The sequence below is a fragment of the Flavobacterium supellecticarium genome (assembly GCF_004801375.1).
Lineage (GTDB): Bacteria > Bacteroidota > Bacteroidia > Flavobacteriales > Flavobacteriaceae > Flavobacterium > Flavobacterium supellecticarium.
In genome coordinates, this window is the sequence record NZ_SSNZ01000001.1 from 407,474 (window position 1) to 424,054 (window position 16,581).

Genomic DNA, 16,581 nt, shown 5'->3' on the forward strand with positions numbered 1-16,581 from the left:
ATTATTTTTTCCATTCCCACTTATCATCCAATTTCCCTTGATAATCATTATAAACGGAAACACCTTTCTTCACCCCTTTATAAATACCAACAGAAGTAGCAGCAGCAGCGACAGGTATTGCAGCTGTCACCGCTATACCAAAAGCCATCCCCCCTCCGATAACTCCTCCTAAAGCAGCTAGCCCTGAAGAAATTCCCGCTGCGGATAATCCGGCAGTAGTTCCTAAACCACTAATTACAGATGTAGCTCCAAAAACTCCAGCAGCAGCCCCTCCAAACTTAATTCCATCTATATACCTTTTACTTTTAGGCATTTTTTTGTAAGCTTCAAACCCTACTAATTTCAAAATGTCGACTTGCTGTATCATTTCCAAAGTAGGTAATGTGTCACTGTTCATCAATCTAAGAAGCGTGCTTTTTGAACAACCGATAGAAATGGCTAATTTGCTCACATCAATATTTTTTTGATTAGCATATTGCGTTAAATCCTTTCCGAATTTAAGTGCCTGTGTATAAAAGTCCATATTATAAAAATTATATGCATCAAAAATAGCATAACTGGGTAATTTACATCACGTAATATTACGTGATTATACTTAAAGGCGGCTGATATAAACAATATATAAATATCGGAATATCTATGACTTAAAAACACTTTTTAAACTGTCATGCTTCCTCTTTATTCTGAAACAATACTCAAAATTAAACCAGCATTTATATAATTTCTTGCAACATAGGATTCTTCTGTGCCTCCGTACTATAATTTTTGAAGAGTTAACAAAAGTTATTAACTGGCTTACTGAAAATTAAAAACAGCTTGCTGATGCAAGCTGTTTTCTTCTACTTCCGGACGAACTTTTACTAAAATTTTGACAAATCATCTCGTCAATCACTACTTTTTGTTATGCAGGATAAATATTTCATTTTCAATTATCCATAAGAGCATTGTAAATACTCAATGCAACATCCTTATCACTTAGGTATCCCTCTATACCATGCTTATTACTTGTAAAGTTATCGATATTCCCATTGTTCTCAATTGCAGGATTAATTTCAAAATGCGGTTTCTCTAATGGATACAATGATACGATATCTAATTTATCGTAACCATTATACCAACCATTTAAAACTGACCCCGGCATTTTTAGCGGAGCATCTAAATGTCTCTTTATAGATTTTACACCCAATGGTGAACCAACAGTGATAATCTTCTTTATATTTTTCGGTGTATGTTGACCAAGAACATTGTAACTGACAACCGATCCTAATGAATGACCTACCCAAACGCAATCTTCGGTAGGGATTTCATCTTTAACAAGCTTATCAATTTTACTCCTAACACCATAATACTTTAGGTAGCAATATACATCGTGTGTAAAAGCAGCCAACGCCTTTTCACTCCAAAAGGACTTTTTGTCTATAGCCCGCAAAAGCTTTAAAATTAGTGGATGATTTTCTAATCCCTTTTCTACAACTAATTCCTGATTAGCGTCTTGAATATCTTTCGGTTTAACGCCAGCATTCTGGGCAATCTCTTCTAATAATTCTAATAAAATCTCGTCATCTTCATCTTGGGTCTCCCCTTTTTCAATTACATTTTCTACATTTTCTCCTTCAGTTTTTTTAAGCTGTTCTAATAGGTCTCCATAATAAGGGAAAATAACGTCACTATCATTTGGTTGCCAAGTGATGTTTGATTTTGCTAGTCCAACTTGTAAAGCTTCAATCCATTTTTTTTTCAGCTCGCTTGGATTTTTTCCTTGTTGAGCTCGTCCGTGTAATAATACTAACTTCATAATTATATCTGTTGGTTAATAATTTTCATTAATATAGCAGTTCCTTCTGGCTTAAACATGGTCCATAATCCTGTATCTAAATACTTTGATGAATCTATAAACTCAGATGCAACACGATCCTTAAATAAATGTTGGTATGACCAACCTGCGGACATAAGTGGGCACTGCGATGCTAAATTATGTTCATACAATTCATTCCCCAACATTGCTACATCGAATAATATTGTGCTATTGTCAAAACGTAAATAAGTAAGTACGGATTTAATCTTATCAAATTTGCCTTCTTGTCTAAAAGCGTACGAAGCGTAGAGGGCTAAAGATGGATCCAAGGATTTTCCGATTCTTAAAAAGCTACCGGCGTCATCAAAATCAAATTGATTCTTGGAATTGAAAACATTGCTAAAGACTTTAGAATAATCGAATCCTTCGTTAGCAGCATAGGCTACAAAACTACGAGCCTCCTCAATTTTATCTATATTTTCCAAATAAGTACGGTACGCATGCTCATTTCTTTGAACTGGTTTATAATTAATTGTCAATAACCTTTCATCCTTAAAAACCAAAACTCCAATATACCCCTTTAAGATCGCTAAGGGCAATGAACAACCATTCTCAAGCACTAATAATCCATTACTGCTTTCAATATCTGATGGAATCAGGATATCGGTTACAAATATTTTATTTTTAAATATTCTCTCTTTTATCGTACATTTCCCCCCTTCTACCCATACTTCCTTTACTTTAATTCCCTTAACAGTGAATCCATAATCACTTTTCTGAAAAGGAAAGTCTATGCTGATAGAATTGTTTTGCCGATTACCGGCAAGCTTAAAAGGTTTGACTAACGCCCTATTATAACTAAAGTTTAGATCAACAGGTTCCCCTTTACTAATTTGTTCACTGATTTTATCAATCTTCTCTTGCTGGGTCTCTTCTTTTTCCACAGGTAAGAGTACAAGACCCTCAAAGGAAATCTTCCCAGGTTCCATCTGCTCAAGTGCTGTAACCTCATTAAAATTAGGCGGAGGAGGAGGTGCACCTCCTCCTGATTTCAATCCATTATTCGGCTTTTTATTGAATTTAGAAATTGGAGGTTTTGGATTTATATATTCCACAGTAACATCCGGTTTCTGATCTAACTTTGAACCTATAGCAATGACCTTAGCTTGAACCAAATCGGGCAGTGTTTCTTTTAATTCGTACGCAGAAATAAACCAGTACTTAGGGTCATCCGAACTTTCTTTGATACTTTTGGGCTGATTACCTTCTAATACGTCTAAAAGTGTTTCAGCAAACACTCCGTACCACTCTTCTTCCTTTACTTCAAGTGCAGGTTTTCCCGGCCGGCACGCATAAAGTACGTCTACGGTACTACTATTGCTTCCCATCTTAGATATAGGAAAAATATCTCCTTGACCATAGTTAAAACTCGATCCTTTAGTAAATGTTCGGCATGCGTCGGATATAATAAGAACATGGGGTATCCCAGCTTCGCGAGCCATATCTATGGTACCTCTGACATCAACCATTTCCGAACCATCATAATTAGCATCACTTAATAGCCACACCTCATTTCTTAAACTACGCATAACACCATGTCCTGAAAAGAATATAATGAGTTGCTCGTATTTCCGACTATCGAGTATACTTGCCATACGATCAAGTATCTGTCTTCGATTTACCTTCTTCACCTCACTATCGATAAATAGCTCTGTATCGTATTCCTGCTTCTTTGCCCATTCAGAAAACTTTCTTGCACTATCAGCAGCTTTATTGAGAGGTGTAAGTCCTTTCACAACATCCACACCAATACATAATGCGATTTTATTCATTATAATTTTAGGTCAATAATTATTACTTCGCTAAAAATAACAAAATAAATAAGGCAAAAATCACTTCTTTAGTACTTTGTTTAATAAAATCAGACAAAAAATATGCTTTGAGTAAAAAGTAATAATGGGTATTATATAAAAGCTATTAATTTCAGACGATAAAAGGTCAGCTTTAAACCAATATCGCTCCAACTCATTTTGGATGTCGATTTTCGTTTCATCATTTCTTCTTTATCTAAATTGAGTAATAAGCCATAAAAAGTTGAAAAGGATGTTCAAAAAAATTGTATTTTATCTGTAACTGTGTTTGATATTAAGAGTATCTTAGTGATACAGCAACAACAAAGATATCAAGCAATTTACGCTTATCTAATTGGTTTTTTAAATTCTTACACCCAATGGCAAATTCTTTATATGGAGAAACGAGGTTAAATGAATCACTTGAAATGGCTAGGAGAAGTAAAAGTATCGCTCCTGATATAAAGCATTGGTGTTCTCATATAAAAATAGTTTCCGAATACGGCGGTTTAATCGGCCAGATGGGCTTGCCCACAATGAACCACGTTTCTTGCCCGCAAGCAGACGGTGGTAGTGCAATGAATTTAGAATGGGTCGCACATGATTTCATAATTGCTAATTGTCAGGATTGTCAATTTCATACTGAAACCTTTCCAAAAAATTTTGGGCGTCGAACCTTGGAAGAATACAAGAAATATGTCGACAAGTTAAATCAGGATCGTGAAGAAGAACAAAAGATAATTGAGAATGTAAGAACGAAAATTAAAGGAAAAATATCAAACCGGTTTAAATTCTCAAAGACAACTGAAATTTCAATCTTAAAGTTGGTGGATAAATTGAGTGACAATCAAAACCAGTTAAAAATTGCTCAAAGTATCAAGGAATCAAGTAGATTGAAACCGGCATTTTTCAATTCACTTTCATTGGATTATTTAGTGCTTTTTTTCGATATGGAGGATATTTCACATGACATTGCAGACTCAGTCGTAAATGTTATACTAGCTGATCCTACAAAACTATCCGATTTTACTAAAAGTCGAATCCTGGACTCTTTTGCAAAAGGTCAAAACTTAAATACAATTGTCAGATTAGCACAATATTTAAATCTTAAACAGGAGGAAGAATTAGCGTTTGTGACATTATTGATCAATAACTATTTTAAGGAAAATTTTACGCGCCAAGACGATCCTTTCGAAAATTTTTCACCATTTATAATTAAGTATTTTCAAGACTATAGTTCCCGTCAGCAAGAAAACTTTAAAACAGTTGTATGCAATTCGTTAAAAGACGAAGATGCTGGTATAAGAAAAAATACATGCTTAATTCTATATCAGTTATATATTCTGGACAAAACGATTGCCATTCCTTTTCTGGAGAATATGATTCTTACATACAATATTGTTGAGGAAGAGGACAGTCGTGGCGGCTCAGATTGGACCGTTAGCAGAACTCTAATTAGATTTTGTTACACAGATATAGATTTGGTTTTAAATACTATTTCAAGCAAGTTTAATACACTATCTACAGGTGCGAAAGTGCAAATTCTAAAATTCTATGATAATTTTTTGGAAACGGACGATCTACGCGAATCATTTCCGGTCCAAAGCAGTGTATTGATTGATAAAATTATTGGCTTTGCAGCTAGTAACGAAATAAAAGATGATTTTGAAAACCCGTTCTCAATATTACGTAACCTCACCGGATCATACCCCACAAAGTTTAGTGACAAATTCAAAGTCTTCCTAGGTTTTCTAATTGCTGCACTTAAAGAAAAAAATACTTTCAATTGGAATAAGAATAATCTAAACTCGATCACCACTACTTTTAATCCACTTATTGGCCTGAATGTCTATGACATTATGGATTTAGAAACTAAAATTTCTACAAAGCTAAATAATGTAAAAGATATTTTAGTAAATCTAGTTCCAGTAGATGAAACATCAAATTTTGCAGAAATTATAACGATCATCCGAAATCTTGACTCTAAAAAGACAGAAGATGTAGATGTCAAAATTTATTTAATATCCGTTATACGCTCCTCCATAAAATCGAATATCAGCTTAGTACAAATTCTTCCTGATACTTACAACTGGCTACTGGACATCAATGCATTACCAGTGCGTATGGAAGCACTAAAGCTATTAGCTGTTCTTCTTAAAAATCATTTTGCTATTATACCGCAAACAATATTTGATTTATTGCTACTATTGATAAAAGACGACGATATAGTAATTAGGAAGTTCGCTATTGATGCATATGGACAAATTTTAGTTAAAAAACCTTCTTCAATTCCAAAAGAAGTAACTGATTATTTGTTGGACCAATACGATAGTAGGTACGTTGGCATTAGTCATTCTATGTCCAATCTAACATATCCTTTACTTAATATGCTACCAGTTGAAGAGCATAAAAAGTTATATAGAAAAGTGATTATGATGCTTGCTAATCATTATTCACAAAAGGATAAGAATAATGAATTTTGCCAAAAAATTTTAAAACAGGCTATATTTTTAAATAGAAAAGTTAATAGTGAAAACTTTATTCCTTACGAAAAAAACATCGTAGCAAATTATTTGCTACCAGATTGTAGCGATTTAGATTTCTATAAGGCTGAAAATTCCATTAGGCTACTTAACGATTTAAGGAGGAATAATGATGATTTAAATGATTTATGGCTCGCATCTGCTTTGACTTTTATCTATAAATATCCTCCACGTCGCCATGAAATGGTAATATCAAATTCCTTTCGAAAAAAATTTTACAGTGAAATGTACTATTTAAAACGTTCCGATATAGCTAAAGAATCTGAAGCTATTATGGAGTATTTAAAAAATCATTTGGAGGAAATAGATCTATATGACTATGATGTAATCAATGTATTAAACATTTTTGGCTATTTCTGCTTGCATAGTGCGGTTTTAAATCTATGTAATTGTATTATTGAAAATGTTCAGAAGGTACCTTCTAAAGATTATTTATTTCGTATTATTAACGACCATAAATTTTTGTCAGAATTGGCACTTGCTGGAAAAGATCATTTTTAAACGAATTCTTCTTAAAATATAAGCGATGGGAGCATTATTTGAAGCGGACATCATTGATGTTCAGAAACAGCTGCGTCAGAAAATAAGTGAAGTATTTTCTGATTTTAATATTAGATTTATTCCAAAAATTCAGAGTGAAAAACAAGCAATAGATAATTTGTTACTTGAATTAATAGCTTCCTCAGGAGGCAAAAAAGAAGAAGCTATTTTTAGAAATGAGAAGGTGTTGGTTGACGCCGTTTTCCTTCTTTGCGAGTGGTGTCAAATGGTATTAAATGGAAAAACGGGTGCAGAGGCAAAAAGAATTGCTGCTGGGGTCAATATTAATCTTTTCGAATTTGATGTATTTTCACATCTGGAATTATTTAATGATGGAGTAAAAGACCTCCAAGCACTTTTTAATAAAATAAACTATACTAATTTCGATGATTTAAAAATTATCATCGATAAATTTCTTGAATTGCAGCATCCTTCCATAGCATACTTACATTCTGATAGTTATATTCCAAAAAACTACCATAAAAACGATGATCAAGTAGAAATAATGCCTGAAACGATCGTAGTATCGCTAGAGTTTTATTTACATGATACGGCATGGGCTAATCCACAGGTTTTAAAAGCAAAAGAAATATATGTCATAAAAGGAATTTTAAGATTTAATAAATCCCCTGAAAACGTCAAAACGTTAAAGCTCTTAGCAGCAACAACATCATCCGATATATTTGAACTAAATATCAACGACATCATACTTGATGAAAAATTGGATTATAATGTAGAAGGAACGCTATTATTCAAATACAGTCAAAGCAATTTTGAAGACAATTTGTCAATTAAACTCGTTCCTTATTTATTGGGGTCGGAAAAAGAAGAATTGCAACCTGTAATAATTGGTTATGATGAATTGAATGCAAAAATTTTGGATCAAAATAACAACCTATTCAAAACGGGCTTTGAAACTATCGATAAAAAAGTTTTTGAGATTTATACGAATCCTCTCTTAGCACAAATGGAAATGCAGGATAGAAATGACTTTATTACACTACTTAATGGTATTACAAATTTTCAAGGTTATTGTCTTCAAAGCGGTCTGTACAAACATTTAACGGCATTGAAAGAAGATCAATTCAGGGATAAACTCATTCAACACTTAACGGCAAATCCTTTGATTGGAGGTGCTATAACTAAAGAGTCACACGTTGCTGGTGGACGTGTTGAGATTGCCTATAAAGGACATATTGCAGAACTAAAGGTAGAAACATCAATTTCAGATCGAGCAACTTTAATCAAAAAGTATTCATCTCAAGCTGTGGCTTATGCTTCAGGAAACGGAAAATCTGCTTCAATTGTATGTATTTTAGATTTAACTGAAAAAGTGATGCCGCCAGGTCCTCTCGCAAGTAACGTAATATTGCGATCAGCTATCACACATGGATTTGAGCAAACGGGGTCTGAGGAGCATGCACAAGTATTTATATTTATTGATGGGAATACGAAAAATCCAAGTGAATACAGTAAATAATTCTTTCCTCGTAATCATCTAAAATGAGTGCAGATCTATCCTTATCTTTAGGTAACGATTCAGATAATTTTATAAAAGCTATTCAAAAAATTGAAGCAAATTCACTTTAATTACATTCCTTTTTTCAACAGGGCTCATTATGAATTCCGAACAAATTCATGGTTTAATGATTTTGATTATTGAAGATCTTATCTCTCTACTAAATCTGGAATATCTTCCAAACAATAGTAAATTTTCAAACCTCGCTCTTTCGCAATCTTAACATCGTTATCTGCTCCTTTTGACACACCTTCAAGCCTGAGGACTGCATCACACTTTTCAAGAAGTCGATGCGCTGTTGGATACTGTATTTCATCCCAAATACTGTCACCAATTTCTTTTGAGCCTGCCAAGTGCATCAATGGTAGTGCTACCCATTCACCAATTATAGGAATATGTCCTTTACGGAATATTGGTAGGGCAACGGATTCAAGTTTGTCCAGATTCTTTTTTATTAATTCGGGATCATCATTGGTACCTCCTCGATAAGGACCTGCAATAAGTATCATCATAATTATAAAATATTATTGAGCTTTATGTATTGAAGAAGCATAATTGTTTTACCATCTTTAATCTCTCCTGATTCAATCATTTTCATTGCCTCATCAATTTTCAATTCAAGTACTTCTATGTTCTCTTCCTCTTGTTCAACTCCACCGCCCTCAGTTATTTTCATCTCCTTTGAATATTCAGCGACAAAGAAATAAAGGATTTCGGTGACAGACCCAGGCGACATATAAGCCTCAAAGATTTTTCGCACATCAGTAACCCTATAACCTGTTTCTTCTTCCGTTTCACGTCGAATACAATCTTCGGCATTATCCTTATCCAATAAGCCTGCGCAAGATTCGATTAGCATTCCTGACTCATTGCCATTTACAAATGTTGGTAAACGAAACTGCCTTGTCAGGATAACTGTTTTTTGATTTCTGCTGTATAGTAATATCGTAGCACCGTTGCCCCTATCGTAGGCTTCTCTGCTTTGCGTCACTTTTGTGCCATCTTTCTTGGTATACTCGTAAGTTATTTTTTTAAGTACATACCAATTGTCTGATAAAATTTTGGCATCTACTATTTTTATGTTATCTATCATGTAATATCGCTACTGTTTTTTTAGAATTAAATCACTATAAGACAATTCTTCAACTTGGTCAAGTTCAATCTTGAAATAGTCATAATAGAAGTCACATTGTTTCTTTAATTCATCAATATTTAAACTGTCGCTTGTGTCTATTGCTTCAACTTCTAGGAAAGTTCCTAAATTGTCGACTTCGTCGAAGTGGAATCTTACATTACCAATGCCATAAATTTTCCTTTTTTTATCAACTATTACTTTCACTCCAAATTGGTTTATCAGGATTTTTTTTAGTGAATCATCTTGTTGATGCTCATAAAAAATAATTTCTGATTTTTTACTTCCAGCAAAATTTTCTCTGTTATAATCAATAAGGCTACTATTTTTACCTTTAATTTCTCTAAGCTTAAGGCGCCCATTGGAGGTGTTAAAATATGTGTCCACTTGATGGTCAGTTCCAAAGCTTACAGGGGTCAGTTTTAAAAGCAAATTTTCATATTTATCAATTGACTCTACTTTCGCTTTAAACTCAAAGTTTTTAATTTTCATTGGATTTTTTATTTCTATTGTTGTTTTTCACCTCTTTCGCAAATTAATATCTTAAACTGTTTATATTGGCAGTATTTCTTTTTAACAATATCATTTATAATATTTTTTCAAAACAGATACTACTTTCAACATTTTCATATTGCCCATAATTTTGAATAATCTTGTAATTACTCTTTTTATATAGTCCAATTGCTTCAAGCATTTTGTCTCCTGTTTCTAAAATACATTTTTTATAGCCTAGTTCTTTTGCCCACTTTTCCAAATCATTTAAAATGGCAATAGCAACCCCTTGACCACGCATTTCAATAGGTACATACATTCTTTTGATTTCCATTGTTGATTTGTCGTATGATTTCATAGCACCACAGCCACTTGGTAAGTTGTCATTAAATGCAATTACTACATTTTCAATGAGGTCAATTTTATTATACTGTGCGAAGAAATCATTGGTGTCGCCATTTTTTAGAGCCAAGTCTTTGTCAAGTTCTAAAACTAAACTTTGAAATTCTTTATTCTCTGAATTAGTTCTTTTTAAAATTATCATTTTAATTGATTGTTTGACTAGCAAATTTACGAAATTACAAAGTGCCTTTAATTATCATAATTGTAAAAAAAATGCCAACCGATCGGACGACTTTTATAGAGTTCCTGGTGAAAACACCTGATTTTCAGAACAAAAAAAAGGTTGAAGTTAAATTCAACCTTTCTTTGATTCATTTAGCGCCCAATGACTTTAACTTCTCACTGAGGTCGGTCAGTCCTGCTTTGGTCAGGCAGTCTACCGATAATGATTTAAGCTCTTTTAAATCGTCTTCCGGAACAGTACTCAGCAAGCCTGTTTTATCCTGCTCCTTCGCCTCTAAGCCCAACTCAATAACCTGATTCAGTAATAATACATTTTTTCGGGAAATCCTTAAATCGATCTTCACGACCTCCCCCATGCCTGGAATACTTAAAATTGTATCAAACACCTTCGCTACATCATTCGTCGTCATATCCATTCGGTTTTTATACATTAAACATTTATACAAAAATACGGCTAAAATGCGTAGGACACCTACTCAAAATATGGGGAGGTCCTGCTGATCTAGTCATATATAATTTTGCAATATAAATATGATAAACAGGTAGTATTACGTTAAACAATTGTATTAAATCTTTCAATATTTGTAAGTAACCTAACACCCTACTTTTTATGAACTTAGAAAATTGGTTTGATTTATTACAATTTGTTTGTGCACTAGCTGCAGGAGGTTTTGCTCTATATCTGTTCTACATATCTAACAAAGAAAGACGTCGCTCTTTCATGTTCAATATTTTTGAAAAGTTATATAACGATCACGAAATACGTGACGTTTTATACGCAGTAGACAAGAGACGAGGTTTTGAAGCTCTTGAAGAAAAATTAAATAACAAAACAATTGATGAAGTTCCATTGGAAAGGGCGCTTGATAAAACCCTTCGATATTTTGATTTTGTAGGTAGTCTGGTTCGACAAAAATTACTGGACAAATCTGATATTCAATCAATGAAGCTTGAAATATCAGAGGTAGTTAATTATCCAACAATAAAGCGATACATCGATTATCACATAGAAATTGGAATAAATTATAATGATCTATTTTACTTAAAAAAAATCTTAGACTGATTTTCTTATTCATTTTGTTGATCTAAAAAAATCGTCAGCATCTTCTCAGATACTGACGACATTTTATAACAATAATTATTCTAAACGCACCCTTCTTTACTTACCTTGAGCGACTTCGTTCTCCGGCATAAATTTTACGATCTTCTTTTTGATATGTCCGAAGTTATCTTTGACCGTAACCTCAAAAAAATGATCCGTATCACTGTGGGACGTGTACTTTAATTTAAAAGTTCTATCATTAAGTACATAATCAATATTCTGACCTAAGAAATCCCCATTTTCACCCTGTACGGTTCCCGTACCCATAAACTGAATAAAGCTAACTTTATACGTTGTACTTGGTTCCTGTCCAAGAGGAACGATACGGAACTTCAAATCCTGCGTTCCGTACTTGGCGATAATAGAAGTTCCCACTTCCATCGTAAGATTGAAGTCGAACCCGGTAACAACGGGTTCTTCCGGTCTGTAAATACGCATCTCATTTTTGTCGCATCCCGTAATCGTTAACGTGATCAAAACCACCAATCCTAAAAATAAATTTTTCATACCCAAACCCTCCTATCTATTAATCAAAAACCTTACACCTAATCCTACTTGACCATTAAATTTATCAAGCGCTTTGAACAACATCCGCTCTCGCCCGGTCGCGAAAACGATTACTTTGTCTGAAAGGAAAAACTCAACTTCTAATGTGGCTGCGCCTCCAAAAATAAAATGGTCCTGGTTCAACAGAATAGCTTGGTCATATAAAGTATGTCTTCCCCAATTGATCCGTTCATACCCGGCAATACCGCTTAAACCAGCGGAGATCACAAGATCCTGCTTACAGTCGTAAACCAATGGGAAATAATGGCCGATCTCACCTGTAAACTGCGCCAGCTTAATAGAACCGTCTTGATAATCATACTTCTTGTGGTAGAACTCGCCTCCCGCCACCCATTTGCTGTCAATTCCGGTATAGATATTAGCAGCAACTCCACCAAAAAATGTCGGGTTCTGCTGCTTACCAAAGAAATACCCATTTGCCAGACCTCCCCTGACTTCGATTGCAACTTCACCCTTTTCAAAACGTTGCGCACGAACAACGTTTGCCACCAGCATAAATGCCAGCACAAAATACATCATGTACTTTTTCATTCGATTTGTTTTTATGAATTTGTTAATAGACCTTTTCGGTTGATTAACGTGTTGTGGTAACTGGGAAATAAAAGAAGTGAAAAGAAAACGATGATGTTGATCCGGAATGAAGTGCATTCCAAAAAGTAAATAAAGAAAATAACCAAACCCCATCTTAACCTCCTAAACTATACTTTCTCTAATGAGCTGTTCTGCTCAAAAACTTATACAAAGTTATAGAGCCGAAACGAATTTATCCTAATCAAAATATGGGGAGGTACTTTTAACTCTACAACACTTATAAACTCTAAAATCTATCCAAGCCTATCTATGCAGATCTTTATTTGCTACAGCAATTAATATAAGTATCGAACAAATAACTAAACAGGCAATAGTATTACCAAAATTCATATTTTAGCTTTATAACCAAAAAATCATACTATGAATGAATCGCAAAGTACTTCCGAAAGTAAATTTACACCTTGGCAATCTTTAACAGATTATCGTCTTGAAACGTTGGAACTTATAATAACTGGCTTAGAAAATTCAATAACCTACTTAGAGTCTAAGATGGACGAGCATTCCTGGTATGATGGAGGTTGGTTTATTGATGAAAGTGAGGCTATTTATGGACTGGCATTTATAGCTTTTCAAAATTATATTAATTACACAATAAGCGATTTTTACGGAAATGAAATAAAGGATAAAACGGAAAGGCTTTCAAACTTCTATAATTTATCATTAAAAGAGAATCAGACACAAAGCCATATAAGTTTAATAATTGCAACAGCAAATTTCTACAAGCACCAAAATGAATCTCTTCATGGTTCAACAGCGAATCTTTTGGCAGCATTTAATATAACGGAATTGAATAATATCGATAATTCGCCTCTAGCACACGCAGTGCAGATTCTTAGCCCTAATGGTAAGCTAATGGATATAATCCAAACGCTAACAGAATGGCGCAAAGAATTAAGTGAATTTTACATTCAGTCAAAGAGTAAAATGAACTAAAAGACGAAGCTTCTGATTTGATCACAAATCAACGTTATGTCTCATTATTGAAACCAATATATTCAGATAATTTTAACCTTAATCGAAATCTATGAAATGCCTTTTCCCGTTACTGTTATTAACTATTATAGTGTCCTGTCAGAATAAGAAGGAAAGTGAAACGATTAAAACTGCTGTTGTAAAAGAGCCACAAATGACAGATAATGAATTTGTTCTAAAACTAATTGAAGTAGGCTTTTTTAAACATACAGAATCTACAATCGATACAACAAAAATGGACTCTCTAAATGTATATGACGAAAACACAAATAAGTTCGTAAGAATAGACGCCGAAGAACTTGCTGAGTTTAATTTTGATTCTTTTGTACCGCAATTAAAGAAAATATTAGCGAAGAGAAATGTTTCTTTATCGGTCGAAAAAACGGAAGAAATTGAAAAAACATATGAAATCAAAATAAACAATTTAAGAGTACAACTTTACAATGAATGGCAACTAAATGACGGAAGTTTTTGGAAAGCTGCAAGCACTAACTTTTTTAAATCATTGAATCAAATTCTTAAAGAAAATAAAGTTGAAGAACGATTTTATTTGGTTAATGGGGGAAACGATTTATCTGCTCTACTTCTAACAGAATCACAATATAAAATATTTAGTAAAAAGTATAATTCCATTCCAAATGATTTGCCAATTATGCCTTAGCGTAGCATATCTTTCTAAATAGTAATTGTAGAAAATCCATTTAGTACTTTCTACTATAGTACTTTGATGTATCCTCCACATAATTTAATGAGGTTGGTATAATATGCCCCAACCTCATTAAATTTGTTTTCTGAATTATTGTTGAACGAAATGAGATGGATTATGAATTTCAGTAAAACACTTCGCAAAGGCAAGATTTTAAGCTTACCCAATACTCAAGATTTTAAATCAGAATTGAACAGAAATTGCAGCACCGGCTGTTTCTACATTTTCAACCTAATTTTTATAATTGCCACATCCCCAATCATTTTAAATTCCCCTACCCCCAAAGCAACTTTTAAGCCCTTAATAGCTATAACCACCTTTAGATACTTCCCTGCTTTTAAAAGCTACAAATAATTTATGCATTCTTAGGGAGTTTGCAACGTTCCTGCAAACGGCCAGATGAACGGTTGTATCACAACCGCCTCTTTTGATCTTATACTCGGAACTCGTAGATCAGGACAAAATAACGTTAAAATGAAGCTTGAACGATTAAAAATGATAGGTGAAGATGGAAAATCAAGCAAAAACAAAATGGTTGCATGTACGGCTATCAGAGGAAGAATACCGTACAGTAAATAAACATTTCGGCACTTCGACAAGTCGAAAACTAAGCCAATATGTGCGCGACAAACTACTCGAAAGACCGATAGTGAAAACCTATCGAGACAAATCCAATGACGATCTAATGGCAGAACTAATCCCGTTACGCATAGAACTAAACAGGATTGGTAACAACTACAATCAGGCTGTAAAAAAACTTCATACGCTTAAAACCATTGGAGAGTTTAAAGCCTGGATCATACAGCATGATATCGAAAAACATACACTGTTTAATAAGATCGAGGAGATAAAAAACCTGATCCAAAAGTACGCGGAAAGATGGTTGCAATAATCAAAACAGGTCATTCCATTCATCGCATTTTCAATTACAATGAGAACAAAGTTAAGGATGGCGTAGCACAATGTATCGGAGAAGGAAATTACCCTGTGGACCTAGAGAATTTAACGCTCCCCATGAAGCTTAACCGTTTGTTGAAACAGGCTGAACTGAATGAAAATTGCAAACGAAATAGCGTACACATCTCATTAAATTTTGCCCCATCTGAAACAAACTTATCAAAAGAAAAAATGACGGATATTGCTCACGAGTATATGGAACGGATCGGTTTTGGAAGTCAACCGTATTTGGTCTATCAACACTATGATGCAGGACATCCACACATCCATATCATAACCACCAATATCCAGAACAACACTTCGAGAATCGACCTTCATCATTTAGGGATTCGCAAATCGGAACCGGCTCGTAAAGCTATAGAAGAAAAGTATGGATTAGTTATAGCTGAAGGTAGAAATAACAACCAAAATAATAAACTTGAACCGATCCCTTTAGGCAAGGTGAATTATGGAAAAATACAGTCAAAAAAAGCTATCGCTAACGTACTAAATCAGATCCTTACGAATTACAACTTTACCAGCTTAAAAGAACTTAATGCTGTTCTCAACCAATATAATGTTTTAGCCGATAGAGGCAGTGAAAACTCAAGAGTCTTTAAAGCAAATGGAATGGTGTATAGAATATTGGATCAGGCAGGTAATCCGACAGGAGTACCGATTAAAGCAAGTGATTTTTATAACAGACCCACCATGAAATTTCTGGAAGAAATATTTCAGGAGAATGCTAAAAAACGAACTCCTTTTAAGAGCAGGATAAAGAACGCTACGGATAAGATTTTGACGAACTCAGGTGTTTCGATTGATGAGTTTATAAAACTAATGTCAAAACAGGGAATCGCTGTCCTCAAAAGAACAAGTGAAGATGGCAGACTCTACGGTATCACCTATGTAGATCATACTTCCAAATGTGTATTTAATGGTAGTGACCTCGGTAAAAATTACAGTGCAAAAGCTATTCTCGAACGATGTACTGCAAAAGATAACCGAGCCACTGAACAGATTTGTAAAAAAGAGCCGGAAACAGAAATCCCAACGGATCGAAATGCAGCTCCACTTACGCAACCAGTACCGGATACAAACGCTGTATCCGACACTTCCATAACCGAGGACAAAGGACTAATTGACACCTTATTTGAAATCGAAAATGCATCCGACTTTATTCCAAACCAACTTAGGAGAAAGAAAAAAAGAAGAAAACGCAGGAGACGGGATAATAACAATAACTTTTAA

At 34.1% G+C, this 16,581-nt stretch carries 17 protein-coding genes; 7 read left to right on the plus strand and 10 right to left on the minus strand.

Annotated features, from left to right (window positions below; genetic code table 11):
• Position 1: 1 nt before the first annotated feature.
• From E6C50_RS17835 to E6C50_RS02025, 3 genes are all read right to left on the minus strand, one after another.
• A complete protein-coding gene (locus E6C50_RS17835; RefSeq protein WP_211089512.1) occupies positions 2-523 on the minus strand; it encodes a hypothetical protein in 522 nt (173 codons plus the stop codon).
• A gap of 402 nt (positions 524-925) precedes the next feature.
• Positions 926-1,795, minus strand: a complete 870-nt coding sequence (locus E6C50_RS02020) for a hypothetical protein (protein WP_136401532.1) — start codon at positions 1,793-1,795, stop codon at positions 926-928.
• A gap of 2 nt (positions 1,796-1,797) precedes the next feature.
• A complete protein-coding gene (locus tag E6C50_RS02025) occupies positions 1,798-3,627 on the minus strand; it encodes a caspase family protein (protein ID WP_136401533.1) in 1,830 nt (609 codons plus the stop codon).
• A 398-nt stretch (positions 3,628-4,025) separates the two neighbouring features.
• On the opposite strand from E6C50_RS02025, the gene E6C50_RS02030 reads away from it, so the two are divergent.
• Together E6C50_RS02030 and E6C50_RS02035 are read left to right on the plus strand one after the other, a co-directional pair.
• The gene (locus E6C50_RS02030; RefSeq protein WP_136401534.1) at positions 4,026-6,689 is read left to right on the plus strand and encodes a hypothetical protein; all 2,664 of its coding nucleotides are present in this window, start codon (positions 4,026-4,028) and stop codon (positions 6,687-6,689) included.
• Positions 6,690-6,714: 25 nt separating this feature from the next.
• Complete coding sequence (locus E6C50_RS02035) at positions 6,715-8,208, plus strand: hypothetical protein (protein WP_136401535.1); 1,494 nt, start codon at positions 6,715-6,717, stop codon at positions 8,206-8,208.
• Between the two features lie 188 nt (positions 8,209-8,396).
• Here the strand turns inward: E6C50_RS02035 and E6C50_RS02040 are convergent, their stop codons facing one another.
• From E6C50_RS02040 to E6C50_RS02060, 5 genes are all read right to left on the minus strand, one after another.
• Positions 8,397-8,759, minus strand: coding sequence for a DUF4406 domain-containing protein (locus E6C50_RS02040; protein ID WP_136401536.1), 363 nt, complete (start codon positions 8,757-8,759; stop codon positions 8,397-8,399).
• Positions 8,760-8,761: 2 nt separating this feature from the next.
• Complete coding sequence (nudK, locus tag E6C50_RS02045; RefSeq protein WP_136401537.1) at positions 8,762-9,340, minus strand: GDP-mannose pyrophosphatase NudK; 579 nt, start codon at positions 9,338-9,340, stop codon at positions 8,762-8,764.
• 9 nt (positions 9,341-9,349) lie between these two features.
• Positions 9,350-9,871, minus strand: coding sequence for a class IV adenylate cyclase (locus E6C50_RS02050; RefSeq protein WP_136401538.1), 522 nt, complete (start codon positions 9,869-9,871; stop codon positions 9,350-9,352).
• A gap of 94 nt (positions 9,872-9,965) precedes the next feature.
• Positions 9,966-10,415 carry a GNAT family N-acetyltransferase gene (locus tag E6C50_RS02055; protein WP_136401539.1) on the minus strand — a complete coding sequence of 150 codons (450 nt, stop codon included), beginning with the start codon at positions 10,413-10,415 and terminating at the stop codon, positions 9,966-9,968.
• 169 nt (positions 10,416-10,584) lie between these two features.
• Positions 10,585-10,812, minus strand: coding sequence for a hypothetical protein (locus tag E6C50_RS02060; RefSeq protein ID WP_230978934.1), 228 nt, complete (start codon positions 10,810-10,812; stop codon positions 10,585-10,587).
• Between the two features lie 254 nt (positions 10,813-11,066).
• On the opposite strand from E6C50_RS02060, the gene E6C50_RS02065 reads away from it, so the two are divergent.
• Positions 11,067-11,519, plus strand: coding sequence for a DUF4760 domain-containing protein (locus E6C50_RS02065; RefSeq protein ID WP_136401540.1), 453 nt, complete (start codon positions 11,067-11,069; stop codon positions 11,517-11,519).
• A 96-nt stretch (positions 11,520-11,615) separates the two neighbouring features.
• Here E6C50_RS02065 and E6C50_RS02070 read toward each other — a convergent pair whose 3' ends face one another.
• Both E6C50_RS02070 and E6C50_RS02075 read right to left on the minus strand, forming a co-directional pair.
• Positions 11,616-12,065, minus strand: a complete 450-nt coding sequence (locus tag E6C50_RS02070; protein ID WP_136401541.1) for a TraQ conjugal transfer family protein — start codon at positions 12,063-12,065, stop codon at positions 11,616-11,618.
• A gap of 12 nt (positions 12,066-12,077) precedes the next feature.
• On the minus strand, positions 12,078-12,656 hold the full coding sequence (locus E6C50_RS02075) for a conjugal transfer protein TraO (RefSeq protein WP_168732724.1): 579 nt from the start codon (positions 12,654-12,656) through the stop codon (positions 12,078-12,080).
• A gap of 420 nt (positions 12,657-13,076) precedes the next feature.
• Between E6C50_RS02075 and E6C50_RS02080 the strand changes: the two genes are divergently transcribed.
• The 4 genes from E6C50_RS02080 to E6C50_RS02095 all read left to right on the plus strand — a co-directional run bounded on the left by E6C50_RS02080 (position 13,077) and on the right by E6C50_RS02095 (position 16,581).
• The gene (locus E6C50_RS02080) at positions 13,077-13,649 is read left to right on the plus strand and encodes a hypothetical protein (RefSeq protein WP_136401543.1); all 573 of its coding nucleotides are present in this window, start codon (positions 13,077-13,079) and stop codon (positions 13,647-13,649) included.
• A gap of 91 nt (positions 13,650-13,740) precedes the next feature.
• The gene (locus E6C50_RS02085) at positions 13,741-14,349 is read left to right on the plus strand and encodes a hypothetical protein (RefSeq protein WP_136401544.1); all 609 of its coding nucleotides are present in this window, start codon (positions 13,741-13,743) and stop codon (positions 14,347-14,349) included.
• 553 nt (positions 14,350-14,902) lie between these two features.
• Complete coding sequence (locus tag E6C50_RS02090; RefSeq protein WP_136401545.1) at positions 14,903-15,286, plus strand: plasmid mobilization protein; 384 nt, start codon at positions 14,903-14,905, stop codon at positions 15,284-15,286.
• Positions 15,274-16,581 carry a relaxase/mobilization nuclease domain-containing protein gene (locus E6C50_RS02095; RefSeq protein WP_136401546.1) on the plus strand — a complete coding sequence of 436 codons (1,308 nt, stop codon included), beginning with the start codon at positions 15,274-15,276 and terminating at the stop codon, positions 16,579-16,581. Before E6C50_RS02090 ends, E6C50_RS02095 begins: the two co-directional genes overlap by 13 nt.

Bases quoted from the DNA above. Each gene is read 5' to 3' on its own strand.
- E6C50_RS02075 (WP_168732724.1), bottom strand. From the start codon at position 12,656: ATGAAAAAGTACATGATGTATTTTGTGCTGGCATTTATGCTGGTGGCA.
- E6C50_RS02040 (WP_136401536.1), bottom strand. From the start codon at position 8,759: ATGATGATACTTATTGCAGGTCCTTATCGAGGAGGTACCAATGATGAT.
- E6C50_RS17835 (WP_211089512.1), bottom strand. From the start codon at position 523: ATGGACTTTTATACACAGGCACTTAAATTCGGAAAGGATTTAACGCAA.
- E6C50_RS02030 (WP_136401534.1), top strand. From the start codon at position 4,026: ATGGCAAATTCTTTATATGGAGAAACGAGGTTAAATGAATCACTTGAA.
- nudK (WP_136401537.1), bottom strand. From the start codon at position 9,340: ATGATAGATAACATAAAAATAGTAGATGCCAAAATTTTATCAGACAAT.
- E6C50_RS02085 (WP_136401544.1), top strand. From the start codon at position 13,741: ATGAAATGCCTTTTCCCGTTACTGTTATTAACTATTATAGTGTCCTGT.
- E6C50_RS02060 (WP_230978934.1), bottom strand. From the start codon at position 10,812: ATGGGGGAGGTCGTGAAGATCGATTTAAGGATTTCCCGAAAAAATGTA.
- E6C50_RS02065 (WP_136401540.1), top strand. From the start codon at position 11,067: ATGAACTTAGAAAATTGGTTTGATTTATTACAATTTGTTTGTGCACTA.
- E6C50_RS02070 (WP_136401541.1), bottom strand. From the start codon at position 12,065: ATGAAAAATTTATTTTTAGGATTGGTGGTTTTGATCACGTTAACGATT.
- E6C50_RS02035 (WP_136401535.1), top strand. From the start codon at position 6,715: ATGGGAGCATTATTTGAAGCGGACATCATTGATGTTCAGAAACAGCTG.
- E6C50_RS02090 (WP_136401545.1), top strand. From the start codon at position 14,903: ATGGAAAATCAAGCAAAAACAAAATGGTTGCATGTACGGCTATCAGAG.
- E6C50_RS02025 (WP_136401533.1), bottom strand. From the start codon at position 3,627: ATGAATAAAATCGCATTATGTATTGGTGTGGATGTTGTGAAAGGACTT.
- E6C50_RS02020 (WP_136401532.1), bottom strand. From the start codon at position 1,795: ATGAAGTTAGTATTATTACACGGACGAGCTCAACAAGGAAAAAATCCA.
- E6C50_RS02080 (WP_136401543.1), top strand. From the start codon at position 13,077: ATGAATGAATCGCAAAGTACTTCCGAAAGTAAATTTACACCTTGGCAA.
- E6C50_RS02050 (WP_136401538.1), bottom strand. From the start codon at position 9,871: ATGAAAATTAAAAACTTTGAGTTTAAAGCGAAAGTAGAGTCAATTGAT.
- E6C50_RS02055 (WP_136401539.1), bottom strand. From the start codon at position 10,415: ATGATAATTTTAAAAAGAACTAATTCAGAGAATAAAGAATTTCAAAGT.
- E6C50_RS02095 (WP_136401546.1), top strand. From the start codon at position 15,274: ATGGTTGCAATAATCAAAACAGGTCATTCCATTCATCGCATTTTCAAT.